A 14,047-nucleotide genomic window follows, 5' to 3' on the forward strand; every position below is an offset into this window, starting at 1 on the left:
CTCGGATCGTCCTTCTCCCGCGCCTCTCGGATCACGCAGCCCGCGCGATCGCGGCCGTCAGCGCGGGCGTGTCGGGCTCCGCGCCGGAACCCTGCCCGACCCAGTCCCGGAAGGCGCTGAGGCGGCGGGCGACCTTGGTCGCGTGGCTCCCGGCGATGTCGGCGAGGCGGTGGTCGAGGAACGGGTTGCGGAACCGCTCCAGCGTCGTCGCCACGTAGGCTTCCGCCTCCGGCCCCATCCCGCGCAGGCGGAAGCCCGGCAGCACCTCGTCGCGGTAGACGCCCTCCAGCCAGCCGCGCACGCCGTCGTCGTCGAGCAGCGCGCGCACGGTCGCGTCCGGGGCGCGGCCCTCCCGCATCCACCGGTCGGCGAGCAGCGTGTGGCCGAGGTTGAGGATGTGCAGCTTCAGCCGCTCGAACGGTTCGAGGTCGTCGGCGAGGACGATGCAGGGATGGGTGCAGGGGAGCACGAGACCGGGCCGGCGGGCGATGGCCCAGAGCGCGTAGGGCTCGGCCACCGCGCCGACGGGCTCCAGCGGCTCGGAGACGATCCGGTCGACCAGCGTGTCGGCCCACACCACATCCCCGCGCAGCCAATCCCGGAATCCGGTGGGCGCGCCGGCCGCCTCGGCGAGCCGCAGCACGATGCCCTGCAGCACCTGCCCGTTCCGGCTCACGAGCTCGCAGGGCAGGATCGTGGGCGCCCGCGCGCCCGCCTGCCAGCGGTGGTGGAGGAGCGCCGCCAGCTTGCCGGGGAACGAGTCCGGCACGGCGCCCGCCGCGGCGAGGTCGAGGCGCTCCGCTCCGGTCTCGTATCCGCTGTCGCCGGTATTCGAGACGACGTAGTCGGCCTCGTCGAAGTGCCGCCGCACGACGCCCCAGTCGGCGGCGGCCGAGAGACCCCGGTCGATGCTGGTGACGGTCACCCGCCGCTCGACCGGCGCGCCGTCCTCCAGGCCGCGGATGATCACGGGGTAGCCGGCGGGATTGCCGAAGGCGGCGACGCGGCCGGCCCGCGCGGCGGAGCCCGAGACCTGCACCACGCTGATCGGCCCGACCCTCTGGCCGGCTTCCCGCGCCTCGTGGACGAACAGGTCGACATGCGCCTGAAGGAAGCGGCTCGTGCCGAACTGGAGGATGCGGCCGGTCACCGGGCCGGCCTCGCGGCGTCGGAGTGGGCAGGATGCGGCATGGGGACCTCCGGTTTACGCGCCCAGGCTGATCTTTATGCACAAAAAACCCAGCCGAATGGGGTGTCAAATGTCTTCTCGGTAAGGTTTGCGCGACCGGCATGCGCGGGGTTCTGGTATGAGGCCGCGTCCCGGGAGCACGGCCCGAGCATGCGCGCGAACACGGTCTACAAGCGGGCCTACAACCAGTGCCTGGACATCCTGGCGGGCCGCCCCCTGGGCGCGTGGCCGGTCTCCGAAGCGCGGCTCGCCGGCCTCCTGGCCGTCAGCCGGACGACCGTGCGCGCCATCCTGGCGTCGCTGGACGAGCGGGAGATCCTGCGCGGCGCGGGCGGCGCCCGCGCACTGCACCGTCTCCCCGACCCGCGGGACTACTTCCCGGACCGCCAGACCGAGACGGTCGCGCAAGCGGTCGCCCGCCGGTTCATGCAGTGGGTGCTGGAGGGCGATTGCCGCCCGGGACAGACGATCAGCGCCCTCGATCTCGCGCGCCGGTTCGGCACGTCGACGACAGCCGTGCGGGAATACCTCACGCATTTCGCACGGTTCGGCCTGATCGAGCGGCGCCAGAACAGCGGCTGGATCTTCGTGGGCGTGACGCGGGACTTCGCGACCGAGATCTACGAGGTCCGCGAGATGTTCGAGCTGCGCTCGGCCCGGGCCTTCATCGCGCTGCCCGGTGACGACCCGGCCTGGGCAGACCTCGACGCGATCGAGCGGGAGCACCACCGTCTGCTGCGCGACCCGGACGGCCGCGACACCGACTTCGCCCGGCTGGACGAGCGGCTGCACCGTCTCGTCTACGACGCCGCGCGCAACCGCTTCATGCGCGAGTTCTACGACCTGATCGCGTTCGTGTTCCACTACCATTACCAGTGGAACAAGGCCGACGAGCGCGAGCGCAACCGCGTCGCGCTCGAAGAACACCTCGTCTACATCGCCGCGCTGCGATCACGGGACGCGCGCGCCGTGGACGCCGCCTGCCGGGCGCACCTGCGGACCGTGCGCGCGACCCTGCTGCGCTCCATCGGCCCCGAGCCGGCACGGGCCGGGGTTCTCAGCCGCCCAGCGTCAGGACCGGCTTGATCTCCTGGAGGTCGCGCATCCGCGCCAGCGCGACGTTCGCCTCGTCGAGGCGGTAGCGGTTGGTGATCATCCGCCCGAACGGGATGGCGGAGCCGTGCCGGCTGAGGAAGTCGAGGGCCTTCCAGTAGGCTTTCGCCTGCCCCGAGAAGGAGCCGAGGATCCTCAGGTTCTTGGAGACGATCAGCGCCGGCTTGATCGTCGTGGTGCCCTGGCCGAGCTGGCCGACGACGAGGTAGCGCCCGCCGCGGCGGGCGAGGTCGATCCCCTCGGCGAAGGCCCCCGGGTGGCCGGTGAACTCCATGACGATGTCGGCCCCGCGCCCGTCGGTCAGGGCGCGCACCCGCTCCAGCCGCTCCGCGTGGGTGGTGCGCTCCAGCGACAGGGCCTCGTCCGCCCCGAATTCGCCGGCGAGCGCGAGGCGGGCGTCGGGCGCGCCGATCGCCACCACCCGGCGGGCGCCCGCGACCTTCGCCACCGCCGTGGCGAGCAGCCCGAGGGGGCCGACGCCCTGGATCACCACCGTATCGGTGGTGCCGACGCCCTCCAGCACGTCGAAGGCGTTCATCACCGAGCGGAAGGCGCAGCTCGCCATGCTGGCGAGCTCGTTCGGCACGTCGTCGGGCACCCGGACGCGCCCGGATTCGGGCACCACGTAGCCGTACTCGGAGAAGCCGCCCATCAGGTGCGGGAACACCTCCATGCAGGTGTACATGTACATGCGGCTGTGCTGGCACAGGGTCGGCTCGCGGGCGACCGTGCAGAAGTAGCAGCGCCCGCAAGACGTGTGGGTCCAGGTGACCCGGTCGCCGACGCGCAGGTCCTGGCCGACAGAGTCCCGGTCCGCCCCCGGGCCCATGGCGACGATCCGGCCGACCATCTCGTGCCCGAGGATGACCGGCAGGTCGACCTTCAGCGACAGCGAACCCTGCCAGAGGTGGACGTCGGTGCCGCAGATCGAGCAGGTCTCGATCTTGGTCAGGAGCGCGCCGGGCTCCAGTTCGCGCGGGATCGGCACCTCCTCGATGCAGACCGGCGCCTTGAACTGCCGCAGCACCGCGGCGCGGCTGAACTCGGGAATGCCCTTCATCGCGCTGCCTCCCTCCCTCGCCCGACGCGGCCCGACTCAGGCGAGCGGCCCGGTGCTCTCTTCCAGGATCGCCCAGGCCTCCGGGCCGAACTTCGCCTTCCAGGTCTTGTAGAAGCCCGCCTGGCTCAGGGTCGCGCGGAAGGGCTCGGGCTCGACGGCGTTGAAGATCAGCCCCTTGGCGGCGAGTTCGGCCTTGAGGCCGTCGTTCTGCCGGGCGACCTCCTCGCGCTCGGCCATCGCCGCGGCGTTGATCACCCGGGCGAAGGTCTCCTGGAGGTCCGGCGGGAGCTGCCCCCAGGCGCGGCGGTTCATCAGGAACCACCAGCCGTCCCACATGTGGTTGGTCAGCGAGCAGTACTTCTGCACCTCGTAGAGCTTGGCCGCCGAGATGATCGCCGGCGGGTTCTCCTGCCCGTCCACCACCTTGGTCTGGAGGGCGGAGTACACCTCCGCGAAGTTGAGGCTGGTGGGCGAGGCGCCGAGCCCCTGGAACAGGGAGGTCCACAGGGCGCTCACCGGCACCCGGATCTTGAGGCCCTGGAAGTCCTCCGGCTTCACGATCGGCCGGGTGCTGGTCGTGACCTGACGGAAGCCGTTGTCCCAGATCTTCTCCTGGACGACGAGGCCGGTCTTGCCGATCTGCTCGCGCAGCCACACGCCGAGGCGCCCGTCCATCGCCTTCCACAGGGTCGGGTAGTCCTTGAAGGCGAAGCCCACGCCCGAGATCGCCGCCGCCGGCAGCAGGGTCGAGAGCACGTTCACCCCCGAGAGGGTGAAGCATTCGAGCGCGCCCGAGCGGAGCTGCGAGAACATGTCGGCGTCGCCGCCGAGCTGGTTGTTGGGGAACAGCCGCAGCTCGACGCGGCCGTTGGTGGCCTCCTTCAGGGCGTCGGCCGCCTTGCGGCCGTGGACGTTGAGCGGGTGCGACTCGGGCACGTTGGTGCCCCACTTGAAGCTGAACTCCGCGGCCCGGGCGTAGCGCAGGGGATAGGCGCTTCCGATCGCGGAGGCGGCCGCGAGCGTCGCGAAGCGCCGCCGCGTGAATGTGTGGGCCATCGTTCCCTCCCGTTGTCTTTTCGTTGGGTCTCGCGGGGCGTCACGCCTCCGGCGCGTCGCGTTTGAACATCAGGCCCGCCTCGCGGAATCCCCCGTCGACGTTGAGGGTGTGGCCGTGGACGTAGCGGGCCTCGTCCGAGCACAGGAACACGGCCGCGTCGGCGATCTCCTCGGGCGTGCCGTAGCGGACCATCGGGATCAGGCGGCCGTAGGCGGCGCGGGTCGCGCGGTCGTGCATGATCCGGGCGATGTCGGTCTCGATCGCGCCGGGGGCGATGTTGTTGACGTTGATCCCGTGCTCGGCGAGTTCGACCGCCATCACCTTGGTGAGCAGTTCGAGCCCCGCCTTGGCCGAGCCGTAGGCGGCGCGGCCGTTGGCGCCGCGCTGGCCCGACAGCGAGGCGATGTTGACGATCTTGCCGCCCTCGCCGACCCGGACCATCTCGCGGGCGCACCCCTGCGCCACCAGGAACGCGCCGGTCAGGTTGACGCCGAGGATGCGGTTCCAGTCCTCCAGCCGCGTCTCCAGGAACGGCGTGTTGGCGCCGATCCCGGCATTGTTCATCAGGATGTCGATCCGCCCGCAGCTCTCGACGATCGCCGCGATCATCGCGGCGACCGAACCTGCGTCGGCCACGTCGACGACGAGCCCCAGCGCCCCGCCGCCGAGGTCCTCCGCCGCCGCCCGCGCGCCCTCGGCGTTGAGGTCGGCGACGACGACCCGCGCGCCCTCCCGGGCGTAGGCCCGCGCCACCGCGAGGCCGATCCCCCGCGCCCCTCCGGTGACCACGGCGACCTTGCCCGCCAGTCTCCGCATCGTTCCCTCCGTCATCCGCGTCCGCCCCGCTTCACCGCCTGGAGGAAGTCCGGGCGCCCGACCTGTCCGCCCTTCAGCGCGATCTCCAGCCCGTCGAGGGGGCTGTCCTGCCCGTCCGCCCGGCAGAGCGGCGAGCCCGGATCGAGCGGGCCGATCGCGGTCAGCGCGTCGATGCCGAGCTGCGCCGCGGCGCGACCCGAGGTGTCGCCGCCCGAGATCACGGCGCGGGTGAGGCCGGCCCCGGCGATCACCGCGCGCAGGGCCTGGCCGAGTCCGGCGCCCAGCCGCTCGTTCACCGTCTCGGCCGGCAAGCCGGCGGTCGCCTCCCGGAAGGCCGCGACCGCCGGGTCGTCCGGACCGGCGGCCGTGTAGATCAGGGGATCGCGGCCGGCGCCGAGCGCCGCCAGGGCCGCCTCCGCCGCGCGGGCGACCTCGCGCTCCCAGGCCGCCGGATCGGCGACGCGCCGCGCGTCGAGCCGGAGACCTTCGAACCCGCTGTCGAGGGCGTGGGCGATCTGGCCCGCCGTCACCGGCGAGACCGACCCGGACACGCAGGCGATCCGCTCGACCGGCCCGGGCCGGGGCAGGTCGGGCTCGGCCGGCAGCAGCCCGGCCGCGCGCCAGTAGGCGACCAGCGCCGCCTCGAAGCCCTGCGAGCCGAGGCCGAAGGCGGGCGCGCCGGCGCGCTCCCAGATCAACCGCCCGGCCTCGGTCAGGGTCTCGCGGTCGAGCACGTCGAGGGAGACGATCTCGGCGCCCGCTGCCAGCGCCGCGTCGAGCTGCGCCTCCGTGCCGCCCCGCTTCATCGCCACGAAGTCGACGAGGCCGACCCGCCGGTCCGTCTGCCGGGCGAGGTGGCGGCCGAGATCCGCCTCGTCCATCGGCGTCACGGGATGGCGCGCCATGGTCGGGTGGCGGTCGAGGCGGTGGCCGACCCCGTCCGCCATCGCGAACAGGTGGCCGAAGCTCTGGTAGCGGCCCATGCCGGGGTCGCCGACCACCATCGGCGTCCAGGCCGGCCGGAACACGGCGGCGGCGATCTCGGCGGCCCGGCCGATCGAGCCGACCTGCGGCGCGGAATCGAAGGTCGAGCAGACCTTGTAGTGGGCCACCGGCGCGCCGAGCCCGGCGAGCAGCCGGAAGGCGTCGGGCAGGTGCGCGTCCATCCAGGCCGGGGACTGCGCCCGGGCCGTGCCGGCGATGCCGATCGCCCGCATGCCGGAGAAGGCCGCGAGCCGCCGCGGGGTGGGCGGTTGCAGGAACAGGACGGTCGGGAGGCCCGCGAACGCCAGCACCTCCATCGCCGCCGAGGAGCCGGTGAAATCGTCGCCGTAGAAGGCGACGAGCGGCCCGTCCGGCAGGGGGCGGGGATCCGGGCGGGGATCCGGGCGCGGGCCCGTCACGCCGCCGCCCCCAGGGCCTGTTCCAGCTCCCGATGGTCACGGGCGTGGGCGTCGAGCGGGATCCCGGCGACCGCGGCGTCCCACGCCTGCCGCAGCGCCCGGACCCCGGCGCCCGGCCCGCCCGGATGGGCGACGATGCCGCCGCCGGCCGTGACGATCAGGTCGGTCGTGCCGAGCGCCGCGTAGGTGCCCGGGGCCTGCCGCACCCCCTGGCCGGAGGAGAAGACCGGCATGGCGAGGCACGGCTTGTCGGGGAACAGCGGCGTCAGGCAGGTCCGGGCCGAGGCGACCACGCTGTCGTCGTCCTCGGAGAACTTGTTGGCCAGCCCGTTGACGTGCATGTGGTCGGCGCCGGCCAGGCGCCAGACCTTCTGCCACGCCACGTAGGACCAGCCGAGCAGCGGGTGCCGGGTCAGCGCGCCCCAGCCGTTGCGGTGGGCGTGGATCGGGAGCTGCGAGAAGCGCCCCAGCTCGATCATCCCGACGAGGCCGACCGCGTTCAGGCTCGCCATCACGCAGGTGCCGCCCTCGGCCAGGACAAGGTCGTGGCGGCGGCGCATCTGGTCGAGGTCGCCGGTGAGGTTGAACGCGACCATGGGCTTGCGGCCGGTCCGGTCGGCGTGGGCGTTGACGACGCGCATCACGGCGCGCACGCGGTCGTCGAACGGGCAGGCCGGCCCGTCGGCCTGCAACTCGTCGTCCTTGATGAAGTCGATGCCGCCCGCGCACAGGCTCTCGACCAGGGCCGCGGTCTCCTCCGGCCCGAGCCCGACGCTCGGCTTGATGATCGTGCCGATCACCGGCCCGTCCGCGACCCCCGACAGGCGGCGCGTGCCAGCGATGCCGTGGCGCGGTCCCGGATAGGCGTCGGCGAAGGCCCCCGGCAGGCGGATGTCGAGGAGGCGCAGGCCGGTGAAGGCCCGCAGCTCGAACAGGTTTCCGGCCACCGTCGCCATGAGGTTCGGCAGCGAGGGCCCGAGGTTGTCGAGCGGCCAGGACAGCGTCGCCCGGGCGCGGCGGATCTCGGCGCCGGCCGTCTTCGCGGTGGTCGGCAGGGCGGCGGTCTCGACCCGCTCGTCGAGGATCTCCAGGCGCTCGACCCGGGCGGCGGAGCGCGCCTTCAGCTCGGGCGTCTCGCCGGGGACCGGCACGAAGGTGCCGCTCGACTGCTCGCCGGCCATGGTCTCGACCGCCCGGGCCGGGTCGCCGATCGTCTCGACGAGGTAGTCGGCCTCGATCCGGACCGGGGGAGTCTCGCCTGTCATGCCCGTCACGCCGCCCCTTAGGCCGCTCGGCACGAGAGCCCGCCGTCCACCGGCAGGCTGACGCCGGTGATGTAGGCGGCCTCGTCCGAGGCGAGGAACAGGGCGGCCTTGGCGATGTCCCAGGCGGTGCCCATGCGGCCCGTCGGGCAGGCGGCGTCGCGGGCCCGCACCATCTCCTCGGCGTCGGCGTACTGCCCCGAGATCTGCTGGTGGATCAGCGGGGTGTTCATCAGCCCCGGCATGATCGCGTTCACGCGGATGCCCTGGGCGGCGTATTGCAGCGCCAGCCCCATGGTGAAGTTGTTCACCGCCGCCTTGGCCGCGTAGTAGGCGGCGTAGGGGTAGCCGGTGTAGCGCACCGCCGCGATCGAGGAGAGGTTGACGATCGCGCCCGAGCGGCGTTCGAGCATGTGCGGCAGCACGTGCTTGCAGGTCAGGAAGCAGCTCGTCACGTTCAGGTCGAGCGTGCGGTGCCAGCCGGCCTCGTCGAGTTCGATCGGGCCGCCCATCGTCGCGTAGCCGACGTTGTTGTGCAGCACGTCGATGCGGCCGTGCTCGGCGATCGCCGCCGCCACCACCGCCCGGATGTCCTCGGAGCGGGTCACGTCGCAGGCGGCGGCCGAGGCGCGCCCGCCCTCGCCGCGGATGATGCCCACGGTCTCCGCGGCGGCCGCCGCGTTGACGTCGATGCACACGACCGCCGCGCCCTCGCGGGCGAACAGGGTGGCGGTGGCCTTGCCGTTGCCCCAGCCGGGCCCGACCGATCCAGCCCCGAAGACCAGGGCGACCTTGTCCTGGAGACGACCGCTCATGCGCGCGCTCCGGGGATGCGGGGACGAAGACCCGAGGCGTTTGGGGGGCCGGCGAAGACGGCAGCGGCGAAGACGGCAGCAGCGACGCGGCGGCCGCGCGGGGGCTTCGCTGTCGGCGGGGCGATCGGACGCCCGCCGGGTCCGGTGTCGGCGCGTTCCACGGCGTTCTCCCTGTCCCGGACGCGAGGCGGCGGCGTCCCCCCGCGGGGTTCGGCCTCGTCCGCCTCTGTCTCCGCCCGGCTCGACGTTGTTCTCGTCGGCCCCGGACTGCTTCGGGACCGCGCGTGTCGTCGGAAAAGCTAGCCGAGGATGCACGGGCCGGGAACTTGAGTTCGGCGCACGGACCTGTGAAGAAATCTCACAGCTTGGCCCACGAGGACGCCGTGTCGAACCCGCGCCTGCCGCTCAACGCCCTGCGCGCCTTCGAGGCGGCGGCGCGGCTCGGCAGCATGAGCGCCGCGGCGACCGAACTCGGCGTGACGCACGGCGCGGTGAGCCGGCACGTGCGCGGGCTCGAAGCGCAGTTCGGCCTGCCGCTGCTGGAGCGCGGGCCCCGCGCGGTCTCGCCCACCCCGGAGGGGGCGCGGCTCGCGGGCGAACTCGGCGAGGCGTTCGAGCGCATGCAGGTGGCGGTCGCGCAGGTGCAGCCCGGTCCGCTGACCCTGTCGTGCTCGGCCACGGTGATGATGCGCTGGCTCATCCCGCGGTTGGAGACGTTCAAGCGCGCGCATCCGGCGATCGAGCTGCGGCTCAACATCAACCATGGCGACGTGGACTTCATCCGCGACGAGATCAGCGTCGCGATCCGCAACAGCATGTACCAGCCGCCGCCGCACGCGGTGGCCGAGACCCTGATCCGCGAGGAGATCGGCCCGGTCTGCCACCCCGACTACGCCGCGCGCCTCGGGATCGCGCGGCCGGAGGATCTCGCCCGGGCGCGCATCCTCGGCAGCGCGACGCGGCTCAGGGCCTGGACCGAGTGGATCGCGGCGGTGGGGCGGCAGGATCTCGTGATCGCGCCGCACGAGGTCTTCGGGCACTTCTACCTCGTGATCCAGGCGGCCGCCTGCGGCCTGGGCTTCGCCCTGGCGCCCCGGCTGCTGGTCGAGGACGAGATCCGGGCCGGCCACCTCGTCGCGCCGCTCGGCTTCGCCCCTGGCCCGCACCATCTCCAGCTCTGGACCGCCGAGCACCTGCGCACCCGCGCCGACCTGCGCACGGTGGTCGCGTGGCTGCGGCACGAGATGGGTGCGGCCGGCCTCCGGCGGCCCGCGGCGGACGGTCCCGGGTCGCACGCGCCGGCCTGAGCGCCGGGATCAGGCCGCGGGCGCGGGTGCGGCCGGGTCCGCCGCAGCGCCCAGAGCGGCGGCGAACTTGCCGAAGAACTCGTCGGCGAGCTTGCGCGACGTGGCCTGCATCAGGCGTCCGCCGAGGGTGGCGATCTTGCCGCCGATCTCGGCCTTGGCCGCGTAGGTCAGCACCGTCTCCGGGCCCTCCTGCGCGAGGCTCACGACGGCCCGGCCCTTGGCGAAGCCGGCCATGCCGCCGTTGCCCTGGCCGACGAGCGTGTAGCCCTCCGGCGCCCGGATATCCTCCAGCAGCACGGTCCCGGCGAAGGTCGCCGAGACCGGGCCGATCTTCAGGGCGACCTTGGCGGCCATCTCCTCGGGGGAGACCTGCGTCAGTTCCTTGCAGCCGGGGATGCAGCGCCCCAGCACCGCGGGATCGTTCAGCGCCGTCCAGACGGCCTCCCGCGGGACGGGGATCCGGTACGTGCCGCCGATATCCATGATCGATCTCCTCCGGCGGGCCGCTCAGACCGCGCAGTAGCGCGCCTGGATCTCGGGATCGGCCCGCAGCTCGGCCGCGGGCGCGTGGTAGACGACCGAACCGCCGTCGACGATGTAGACGCGGTCGGACACGTCGAGCGCCAGTTCCACGTTCTGCTCCACGAGCAGGATCGTGGTGCCCGCCCGCTTCATCGCCACGAACTGCTCGAACATCTCCTCGACGAGGATCGGCATGATCCCCTCCGAGGGCTCGTCGAGGAGCACCATCACCGGCTCGGCCATCAGCGCGCGGGCGATGGCGAGCATCTGCTGCTCGCCCCCCGACATGGTGATCGCCTCCTGCTTCAGGCGCTGCTTCAGCCGCGGGAAGGTCTCGGCGATCGCCTCGATCCGCCGCGCCTCGTCGCGCCGGGTCGCCCGAGCCCCGCGAGCCGCCAGGATGCCGAGCCGCAGGTTCTCCTCCACGGTCAGCCCCGGCACGATGCGCCGCTCCTCGGGCACGTAGGCGAGGCCCCGGTGGAAGCGCTCGTGGGGCGGGCGGTGGAGGATGTCGGCGCCCGCGAAGGTGACGCGGCCCGCGCGCTTGGCCACGAGGCCCATGATCGTCTTCAGCGTGGTGGTCTTGCCGGCGCCGTTGCGGCCGACCAGCGTCACGATCTCGTCCGGGCGCACCTCCAGCGAGAGCCCCTGGAGGATGTGCGAGTGGCCGTACCACGCGGCGAGGTCCTCGACCGCGAGCAGCGGTGTGGCCGGGGCCGGCCCGCCGGCCCGGGGCCTGTCCAGAAGCCCGCTCACACGGCCGTCTTCGAGGGACGCGCTCACGCGCCCGTCTTCCCGGGACGCGCTCACGCGCTCTTGCCCAGGTAGACCCGCCGCACCTCGGGGTGGGCGCGGATGGCGTCCGGACTGCCCTCGGCGAGCAGTTCGCCCTGGTGCAGGACCACGAGGCGGCGGCTCACCCCCATGACGAGCTTCATCTTGTGCTCGACGAGGATCAGCGTGCGCGTCTCGGCCAACCGCTGGACGAGGTCCATCATGTCGCGCGTCTCCTCCGGGCTCATGCCGGCGGTGGGCTCGTCGAGGAGCAGCAGCGCCGGCTCGGCGGCGAGCGCCACCGCGATCTCCAGCGCCCGCTGCTCGCCGTGGGCGAGTTCCCGGGCGAGCCGGTCCATCCGGGCGCCGAGCCCGACCTCGCCGAGCAGCGCCTCGGCCCGCGCGATCAGCTCCGGGAAGGCCGCGCGGTCGCGGAACAGCGCGAAGCGGACCCGGCGCGCCTGGGCCGCCACGCGCACGTTCTCGCGCACCGTGAGGTGGGGGAACACGTTGGTGATCTGGAACGACTTGGCGATGCCCAACCGGGCGAAGCGGTGGGGGGCCAGCCCGGTGATGTCCTGCCCGCGGAACAGCACCCGCCCCTCGCTCGGCGGGACGGCGCCGGAGATGAGGTTGAAGAAGGTCGACTTGCCCGCCCCGTTCGGCCCGATGATCGCGGTGATGCCGCCCTCGGGGAAGGCGACCGTGACGCCGGACAGGGCCCGGAAATGCCCGAAGCGCTTGCCGAGCCCCTCGGTCGCCAGGATCGGCAGCGCCTCGGGGGCGGCGCGCGGGGCGGGGGCGCTCACCAGCCGGCCCGCCTCAGCCGGGCCAGCACCTCGCCCCAGATGCCGAGCGGCAGGAACAGCACGAAGGCGATGAAGATCGCGCCGACGAAGAGCTGCCAGTGGCTCGTCAGCGTCGCGAGCCCGTCCTGAAGGAGCGAGAAGGTCGCCGCCCCCACGAACGGCCCGAAGAACGTGCCCATCCCGCCGAGCAGCGCCATCATCACCGCCTGGCCGGAGGTCGAGTAGTGCATGATCTCGATCGGCACGATCGACAGGTGGATCGCCTGGAGCGCGCCGGCGAGCCCGCACAGGGCGCCGGAGATCACGAAGGCCGCGAGCTTCATGCGGGCTACGTCGTAGCCGCAGGCCTGCGCCCGGTGCTCGTTCTCGCGGATCGCCTCCAGCGCCGCCCCGAACGGCGAGGACAGGAGGCGCGAGAACAGCCAGATCGCCAGCCCGACGACCGCCAGCACCGCGTAGTACTTCACGGTCGGGTCGAGCAGGTTGAGCCGGACGCCCGGCAGCGCCACGCTCGGCACGTTGATGCCGCGCAGGCCGTTCTCGCCGCCGGTGAACGCCTCCGCCCGGTAGAAGGCGTAGTAGACGCACATCGACAGGGCGAGCGTGGTCATCGCGAAGTAGATGCCGCGCGTGCGGATGGCGAGCACGCCCATCGCCGCCGCGATCAGGGTGGCGAGCAGCGTGCCGGCGGCGAGCGCCAGCCCCGGGTGCAACCCGTAATGGACGATCGCGATGCCGCAGCCGTAGGCGCCGCCGCCGAGGAAGGCGGCGTGGCCGAACGACAGCAGCCCCGTGTAGCCGAACAGCAGGTTGAACCCCAGCGCGTAGAGCCCGAGCACGAGGATGTTGACGGCGAGCGCCTGGTAGGGCGCGATCCAGGGGAACACGAGGAGGAAGGCCAGCGTCAGGGCGACCCGGTGGCGCGAGGCGCGGGCGAGCCACCGCCCCGTCCGGCCCGAGCCCGGCCGGGCGGCCGGCGCCCCCTCGGTCACGGCCCGTCCTGCGACCTGCGCGCTCATCCGAGCGCCCCCGCCCGGCCGAGGAGCCCGCGCGGGCGCACGAGCAGCACCAGCGCCATCAGCGCGAAGATCGCCATCTTGGTCATGTCGGGGGCCACCAGCGAGGTCATCGCCACGACGATCCCGACGATCAGCCCGGCGAGCACCGCGCCGGCGAGCGACCCCATGCCGCCGACCACCGTGACCACGAAGGCTTCGGCCAGCACCGGGATCCCCATCTCCGGCGTCACCCCCTGGAGCGGCGCGGCGAGGATCCCGGCGAGCCCCGCCAGCGCGCAGCCGAGGCCGAAGATCGCGAGCCAGACCTTGGAGATCTCGATGCCGAGCACCTGCACGATCTGCGGGTCGCGGGCGCCGGCGCGGATCACGAGGCCGAAGGCGGTGCGCTCGATGAACAGCCACAGGGCGCCGACCACGGCCATCGAGAAGGCGATCAGGAACAGGCGGTAGAGCGGGAAGTAGCCGATGCCGATATCGACGGCCCCGCGCAGCTCCGGCGGCGCGCCGAAGGGCAGCCCGGTCAGCCCGAAGGCGATGCGCACGCCCTCGACCATGACGTAGGACAGGCCGAAGGTGAGCAGCAGCGGATCGTCGATGCCCCGCCCGTAGAGCGGGCGGACCAGCACGCGCTCGACCGCGAGCCCGAGCAGCCCCATCGCGAGCGGCGCCGCCACGAGGCTCAGCCAGAAGCTGCCGGTGTAGCCGTACAGGAACACGCCGACATAGGCGCCGACCATGAAGAAGGCGCCGTGGGCGAAGTTGACGACGTTCATCAGCCCGAAGATCAGCGACAGGCCGATGCCGACGAGCACGTAGATCGCGCCGAGCGCGACGCCCGTGACGAGCTGGAGCCCGAGGAGATCGAGCGGGAAGCCGCCGATCGTGAGGTCGCTCACCGCCG

14 protein-coding genes are annotated in these 14,047 nt (G+C 73.0%); 2 read left to right on the plus strand and 12 right to left on the minus strand.

Annotation, left to right across the window (positions count from 1 at the left end; translation table 11 throughout):
• Positions 1 to 31 precede the first annotated feature (31 nt).
• Complete coding sequence (locus Q8W71_RS10090) at positions 32 to 1,150, minus strand: mannitol dehydrogenase family protein (RefSeq protein WP_305525229.1); 1,119 nt, start codon at positions 1,148 to 1,150, stop codon at positions 32 to 34.
• 189 nt (positions 1,151 to 1,339) lie between these two features.
• Here Q8W71_RS10090 and Q8W71_RS10095 point away from each other — a divergent pair, with 189 nt between their 5' ends.
• Positions 1,340 to 2,275, plus strand: a complete 936-nt coding sequence (locus Q8W71_RS10095; RefSeq protein ID WP_305525230.1) for a GntR family transcriptional regulator — start codon at positions 1,340 to 1,342, stop codon at positions 2,273 to 2,275.
• Here Q8W71_RS10095 and Q8W71_RS10100 read toward each other — a convergent pair.
• From Q8W71_RS10100 to Q8W71_RS10125, 6 genes are read right to left on the minus strand one after another with little or no spacing between them, the layout of a single operon-like run.
• On the minus strand, positions 2,247 to 3,362 hold the full coding sequence (locus Q8W71_RS10100) for a zinc-binding dehydrogenase (RefSeq protein ID WP_305525231.1): 1,116 nt from the start codon (positions 3,360 to 3,362) through the stop codon (positions 2,247 to 2,249). The genes Q8W71_RS10095 and Q8W71_RS10100 overlap by 29 nt on opposite strands.
• Before the next feature lie 36 nt (positions 3,363 to 3,398).
• Positions 3,399 to 4,418: a TRAP transporter substrate-binding protein gene (locus tag Q8W71_RS10105; RefSeq protein ID WP_305525232.1), complete on the minus strand. Its 1,020-nt coding sequence runs from the start codon at positions 4,416 to 4,418 to the stop codon at positions 3,399 to 3,401.
• Between the two features lie 40 nt (positions 4,419 to 4,458).
• A complete protein-coding gene (locus Q8W71_RS10110) occupies positions 4,459 to 5,235 on the minus strand; it encodes an SDR family NAD(P)-dependent oxidoreductase (protein ID WP_305525233.1) in 777 nt (258 codons plus the stop codon).
• Positions 5,236 to 5,246: 11 nt separating this feature from the next.
• Complete coding sequence (locus tag Q8W71_RS10115; protein WP_305525234.1) at positions 5,247 to 6,638, minus strand: four-carbon acid sugar kinase family protein; 1,392 nt, start codon at positions 6,636 to 6,638, stop codon at positions 5,247 to 5,249.
• The gene (locus Q8W71_RS10120; protein WP_305525235.1) at positions 6,635 to 7,903 is read right to left on the minus strand and encodes a ribulose-bisphosphate carboxylase large subunit family protein; all 1,269 of its coding nucleotides are present in this window, start codon (positions 7,901 to 7,903) and stop codon (positions 6,635 to 6,637) included. The genes Q8W71_RS10115 and Q8W71_RS10120 overlap by 4 nt, the downstream gene beginning before the upstream one ends.
• A 17-nt stretch (positions 7,904 to 7,920) precedes the next feature.
• Positions 7,921 to 8,715, minus strand: a complete 795-nt coding sequence (locus tag Q8W71_RS10125) for an SDR family NAD(P)-dependent oxidoreductase (RefSeq protein WP_305525236.1) — start codon at positions 8,713 to 8,715, stop codon at positions 7,921 to 7,923.
• A gap of 365 nt (positions 8,716 to 9,080) precedes the next feature.
• Between Q8W71_RS10125 and Q8W71_RS10130 the strand changes: the two genes are divergently transcribed.
• Positions 9,081 to 10,022: a LysR substrate-binding domain-containing protein gene (locus Q8W71_RS10130; RefSeq protein ID WP_305525237.1), complete on the plus strand. Its 942-nt coding sequence runs from the start codon at positions 9,081 to 9,083 to the stop codon at positions 10,020 to 10,022.
• 9 nt (positions 10,023 to 10,031) lie between these two features.
• On the opposite strand, the gene Q8W71_RS10135 is transcribed toward Q8W71_RS10130, so the two are convergent.
• From Q8W71_RS10135 to Q8W71_RS10155, 5 genes are all read right to left on the minus strand, one after another.
• Positions 10,032 to 10,505 (minus strand): SRPBCC family protein, encoded by a 474-nt coding sequence (locus Q8W71_RS10135; protein ID WP_305525238.1) that lies wholly within the window; start codon positions 10,503 to 10,505, stop codon positions 10,032 to 10,034.
• Between the two features lie 24 nt (positions 10,506 to 10,529).
• Positions 10,530 to 11,246 (minus strand): ABC transporter ATP-binding protein, encoded by a 717-nt coding sequence (locus Q8W71_RS10140; protein ID WP_305525344.1) that lies wholly within the window; start codon positions 11,244 to 11,246, stop codon positions 10,530 to 10,532.
• Between the two features lie 104 nt (positions 11,247 to 11,350).
• Entirely contained in the window at positions 11,351 to 12,127 is a 777-nt protein-coding gene (locus Q8W71_RS10145) for an ABC transporter ATP-binding protein (RefSeq protein ID WP_305525239.1), read from the minus strand.
• A complete protein-coding gene (locus tag Q8W71_RS10150) occupies positions 12,124 to 13,146 on the minus strand; it encodes a branched-chain amino acid ABC transporter permease (protein ID WP_305525240.1) in 1,023 nt (340 codons plus the stop codon). The genes Q8W71_RS10145 and Q8W71_RS10150 overlap by 4 nt, the downstream gene beginning before the upstream one ends.
• Positions 13,143 to 14,042 (minus strand): branched-chain amino acid ABC transporter permease, encoded by a 900-nt coding sequence (locus Q8W71_RS10155; protein WP_305525241.1) that lies wholly within the window; start codon positions 14,040 to 14,042, stop codon positions 13,143 to 13,145. Before Q8W71_RS10155 ends, Q8W71_RS10150 begins: the two co-directional genes overlap by 4 nt.
• Between the last annotated feature and the right edge of the window lie 5 nt (positions 14,043 to 14,047).

This window comes from Methylobacterium amylolyticum (assembly GCF_030700245.1).
GTDB lineage: Bacteria > Pseudomonadota > Alphaproteobacteria > Rhizobiales > Beijerinckiaceae > Methylobacterium.

Coding starts and splice junctions, on each gene's coding strand:
- Q8W71_RS10095 (WP_305525230.1), top strand. CDS start 1,340: ATGCGCGCGAACACGGTCTACAAGCGGGCCTACAACCAGTGCCTGGAC.
- Q8W71_RS10100 (WP_305525231.1), bottom strand. CDS start 3,362: ATGAAGGGCATTCCCGAGTTCAGCCGCGCCGCGGTGCTGCGGCAGTTC.
- Q8W71_RS10105 (WP_305525232.1), bottom strand. CDS start 4,418: ATGGCCCACACATTCACGCGGCGGCGCTTCGCGACGCTCGCGGCCGCC.
- Q8W71_RS10110 (WP_305525233.1), bottom strand. CDS start 5,235: ATGCGGAGACTGGCGGGCAAGGTCGCCGTGGTCACCGGAGGGGCGCGG.
- Q8W71_RS10120 (WP_305525235.1), bottom strand. CDS start 7,903: ATGACAGGCGAGACTCCCCCGGTCCGGATCGAGGCCGACTACCTCGTC.
- Q8W71_RS10125 (WP_305525236.1), bottom strand. CDS start 8,715: ATGAGCGGTCGTCTCCAGGACAAGGTCGCCCTGGTCTTCGGGGCTGGA.
- Q8W71_RS10135 (WP_305525238.1), bottom strand. CDS start 10,505: ATGGATATCGGCGGCACGTACCGGATCCCCGTCCCGCGGGAGGCCGTC.
- Q8W71_RS10150 (WP_305525240.1), bottom strand. CDS start 13,146: ATGAGCGCGCAGGTCGCAGGACGGGCCGTGACCGAGGGGGCGCCGGCC.